The sequence below is a fragment of the Brevundimonas sp. UBA7534 genome, from assembly GCF_002479325.1.
GTDB lineage: Bacteria > Pseudomonadota > Alphaproteobacteria > Caulobacterales > Caulobacteraceae > Brevundimonas.
Window position 1 is genome coordinate 1 of record NZ_DLMO01000023.1, and the last position, 3,771, is coordinate 3,771.

4 protein-coding genes, 1 tRNA gene and 1 pseudogene are annotated in these 3,771 nt (G+C 67.4%); 4 read left to right on the plus strand and 2 right to left on the minus strand.

Annotation, left to right across the window (positions count from 1 at the left end):
• Positions 1 to 655, minus strand: a 655-nt coding sequence (locus B2U11_RS01420; RefSeq protein WP_292069266.1) for an NTP transferase domain-containing protein, incomplete at its 3' end; no start/stop codon positions are given.
• 56 nt (positions 656 to 711) lie between these two features.
• Here B2U11_RS01420 and B2U11_RS01425 point away from each other — a divergent pair.
• The 4 genes from B2U11_RS01425 (at position 712) to B2U11_RS01440 (ending at position 3,461) form a co-directional block, all read left to right on the plus strand.
• Positions 712 to 1,428 carry an HAD-IA family hydrolase gene (locus tag B2U11_RS01425; protein WP_414632924.1) on the plus strand — a complete coding sequence of 239 codons (717 nt, stop codon included), beginning with the start codon at positions 712 to 714 and terminating at the stop codon, positions 1,426 to 1,428.
• Between the two features lie 118 nt (positions 1,429 to 1,546).
• Complete coding sequence (locus tag B2U11_RS01430; RefSeq protein ID WP_292069269.1) at positions 1,547 to 2,836, plus strand: dicarboxylate/amino acid:cation symporter; 1,290 nt, start codon at positions 1,547 to 1,549, stop codon at positions 2,834 to 2,836.
• A 57-nt stretch (positions 2,837 to 2,893) separates the two neighbouring features.
• A tRNA-Val gene (locus tag B2U11_RS01435) sits at positions 2,894 to 2,968 on the plus strand.
• A 268-nt stretch (positions 2,969 to 3,236) separates the two neighbouring features.
• Positions 3,237 to 3,461 (plus strand): hypothetical protein, encoded by a 225-nt coding sequence (locus tag B2U11_RS01440; RefSeq protein WP_292026897.1) that lies wholly within the window; start codon positions 3,237 to 3,239, stop codon positions 3,459 to 3,461.
• Between the two features lie 56 nt (positions 3,462 to 3,517).
• Here the strand turns inward: B2U11_RS01440 and B2U11_RS01445 are convergent.
• Positions 3,518 to 3,771 (minus strand): annotated as a pseudogene (locus B2U11_RS01445) (hypothetical protein); the annotation flags it as partial.

The following is a 3,771-nucleotide window of genomic DNA, read 5'->3' on the forward strand; positions in this document are numbered from 1 at the left end:
CCTCGGCGGCGAAGACGGCGCGGGTCGGGGCGCCGCGTTTGCGGGCCAGCTCGACCACGTCGGTCAGATAGTATTCGCCCTTGGCGTTTTCGTTGGTCACGTCGGCCAGCAGGGAAAACAGCAGGGCCGACGGCGCGGCCATGACGCCGGAGTTGCAGGCCGTCAGGGCCAGGATCTCGGCGGAAGCCTCCTTGGCCTCGGTGATGGCGACCAGCGCATCGCCCTCCATGACCAGGCGGCCATAGGCGCCGGGATCGCGCGCCTGGAATCCGATGACGGTCACGCCCTCGGCGCCGAAGACCGGTGCGATGTCGGCGGCCTTCAGCAGGGGCACGTCGCCATAGGTGACGACCACGTCGCCGTCGAAGCCGGCCAGCGCCGGTTCGGCCGCGCGCACGGCGTGGCCCGTGCCCAGCGGCGGGTCCTGGACGGCGACCGCGTCGGGGCCCAGCCGTTTCTCCACATGGGCGCGGACTTTCGGCGAGTGGTTTCCGACGACGACGACGATGCGCTCGCAGCCCAGGCCTTCGGCCGCGTCTATCGCGTGATCCAGCATGGCGCGCTGGCCGACCGGATGCAGCACCTTGGGAAGAGGCGACTTCATCCGCGTGCCTTGTCCGGCGGCGAGGATGATGGCGGCGCGTGCTCTGGTCATGAATCGTCCCGGCGGCTAGTCGTCCGGCCTTAGCCCATCATGCGCGCCAAAGGGAGATGCGGATGACCGATCGCGATCTGGACGGATGGACCATCCTGTTCGACCTGGACGGGACGTTGGTCGATTCCGCGCCCGACCTGATCGGCACGCTGAACCGCCTGCTGGTCGAGGAAGGCCTGCCGCCGGTGGAGATGGAGGCGGCCTCGGCGCTGATCGGATCGGGGGCGCGGGCGCTGCTGGTCCATGGTTTCGAGGCGGCGGGCGCCGACGTGGAGCGGGCGCGGTCGGAGGCGCTGTTCGAGCGGTTCCTGGTCGATTACGCCGGCCATATCGCCGACGGCAGCCGGCCGTTCGAGGGCGTCGTGGAGACGCTGGAGCGGCTGAAAGCGCGGGGCGCGGTGCTGGCGGTGGCCACCAACAAGCGGTCCGACCTGTCGGAACTGCTGCTGGAGAAGCTGGGCCTCAAGGATCATTTCGCCGCCGTCGTGGGGCCGGACCGGGTTAGCGCGCGAAAGCCCTCGGGCGCCCATCTGATCGAGGCCGTGGCGAAGGTGGGCGGCGATGCCGCGCGCGCCATCATGGTCGGCGATGCGGCGCCCGACGCCGAGGCGGCGCGCGACGCCGGAATGCCCTGCGTCCTGACGACCTTCGGCTACACCCCGGCGCCGGTCGAGGACCTGGGCGGCGACGTGCTGATCGACGCCTTTGAGGATGTGGAGGAGGCGATCGACGGCCTGCTGACCGATCACTATGTGCGGCGGGCCCTGGGGTAACGCCTGTTGCTCCGCTAACGGGTGCCGATAGGAGAAGTCGCAACCGATCGACGACGGCTTCGGTTACGGAACCGCGCTTCGGTCGCCAGATGGACGGGGCGACGTTGAGGATGAGTTCGTGATCGCCCGCTTCTTCAAGATTCCCCTGTGGCAGCGCACCGCCGCGGGGTTTGTGCTGGGCATTGTCGCCGGATTGATCCTGCGCGAGCGGGCCGAGACCTGGCTGCAGCCGATCGGCGACGTCTATCTGAACCTGATCCGCATGGTGGTGGCGCCGCTGGTGCTGTTCACCATCGCCAGTTCGATCGCCAAGCTGGGCGAGGGCGTCGGCGCGGTGAGGCTGGGGGTCCGGACCCTGGTCTGGTTCGCGATCACCTCCCTGCTGGCGGTGCTGGTCGGGATCGCCTTCGGGCATCTGATCAATCCGGGCGTGGGCCTGTCGAACCTGCCGCTGGGCGAAGTGAAGGCGCGCGAGATCCCGACGCCGCTGGACGTGCTGATCGGGGTGGTGCCGACCAATCCCTTCGCCGCGCTGAGCGAGGGCAGGGTGCTGCAGATCATCTTCTTCTCGGCGCTGGTGGGCACGGCGCTGGTGGCGCTGGGCGACGCGGCGCAGGGCGTGCGGCGGCTGGTGGACGAGGGGGCGGCCGTCGTCTTCCGCATCACCCGCTGGGTGATCCAGCTGACGCCGTTCGGGGTGTTCGGCCTGATCGGGGCGGTGGTCGGCGGCTATGGCTGGGAGGCGTTGCTGCCGCTGGGCAAGTTCATCTTCGCCATCTATGCGGCCTGCCTGTTCCATATTCTGGTGGTCTATTCGGGCCTGCTGAAGCTGCATGGGCTGAAGGTCCGCAGCTTCTTCCGCGGCGCCTTCGCGGCCCAGCAGACGGCGTTCGCCACCTTGTCCTCGCTGGGGACGCTGCCGATCACCCTGCGCCAGACGGTCGAGCGGCTGGGCGTGCCCCAGGCCTATGCCGCCTTCGCCGTGCCGTTGGGGGCCAATGTGAAGATGGACGGGTGCGGCGCCATCTATCCGGCGATCGCCTCGATCTTCATCGCCCAGTATTTCAAGATCGACCTGACGCTGACGCAGTATGTCCTCATCGGCCTGACGGCGGTGCTGGGGTCGCTGGGGACGGCGGGCGTGCCGGGGACCAGCATCGTCATGCTGACCCTGACCCTGTCGACCGCGGGCCTTCCGCTGGAGGGCATCGGCTATATCGTCGCCATCGACCGGATCATCGACATGATGCGCACGGCGACGAACGTCACCGGCCAGATGCTGGTCCCCGTGCTGGTGGCCAGGGAAGAGGGCATTCTGAACGAGGCGATCTATGACGGCCGCGTGGCCTTCCTGCCCGGCGATCCCGACACGGACACCCCCGAAGCGGTGCGCGCGTCGGGAATCTGAAATCGCCCGCTTGCACCGAGGGGGCGACCGGGCTATGTCGCCGCCTCCGCAAGGCATGGATGCGTAGCTCAGCGGGAGAGCACCTCGTTCACACCGAGGGGGTCACAGGTTCAATCCCTGTCGCATCCACCATTTTTCCTGAACAAAAACATACCTCTGGCGGAACGCCACCCTCCGCATACGGATGATTTTTTGGGCGAAACGAGTTGGTGGGGCAGTAGTGGGGCAGTCGCCGCGCAAAACTACCGCCCGAAACGAGACAAAGCGCCCTGAAAAGCATTGATTGGAACCGAGACCGGGGCTGATTCGACCCCGCTCGGCCGCGGCCTTTTGCAGGGCGTTTCATCCAAATCCGTCTCCCGGCCTCAATCCACCGCGACCCGTTATCGAAAGAGCTCCCATGGCGTTGATCCCGGACCATCCCAACGACGCCGGAACCTGGACCCGCCTGGAGGGTCGGGAGGGGTTCGCGCTTTGGCGTCGCGAGCGTCTGACGTTGGCGCCGGTCACGATGTACTATGTCGTCGCGCCGCCCCGGCAGAGCGAGATTCTCTACGACGAAGCCAAGGCCCGCCTTCGCTTCAACGAACTCGCTGGCGTTTCCGGCCGAGAGACAGCCCTTTAAGGAAGGCTTCGCAGACGCGCGATCCGCCGGCGGTTCCGGCGGCCCGCTCCAGATCCTCAGCCCTGGGCGGCGGCAAATGGATTGGCGAAGACCCGGCGCGCGATGAAGATGCCCGTAATAGCCACGCCTGGAAATCTGCGCGACAGGATCGTGTGGGCCGCCCGAAAATGGGTGCCGGCCGTCAGGACGTCGTCCAGAATTCCGATCTGGCCGAAGGGCGCGACGGCAAGGGACTCGTCAATCTCGTAGGCTCCCAGGAGATCCTCGACCGTGTTTCGAACGCTGCCCGCTTCATGAGAAGCGGTCATGG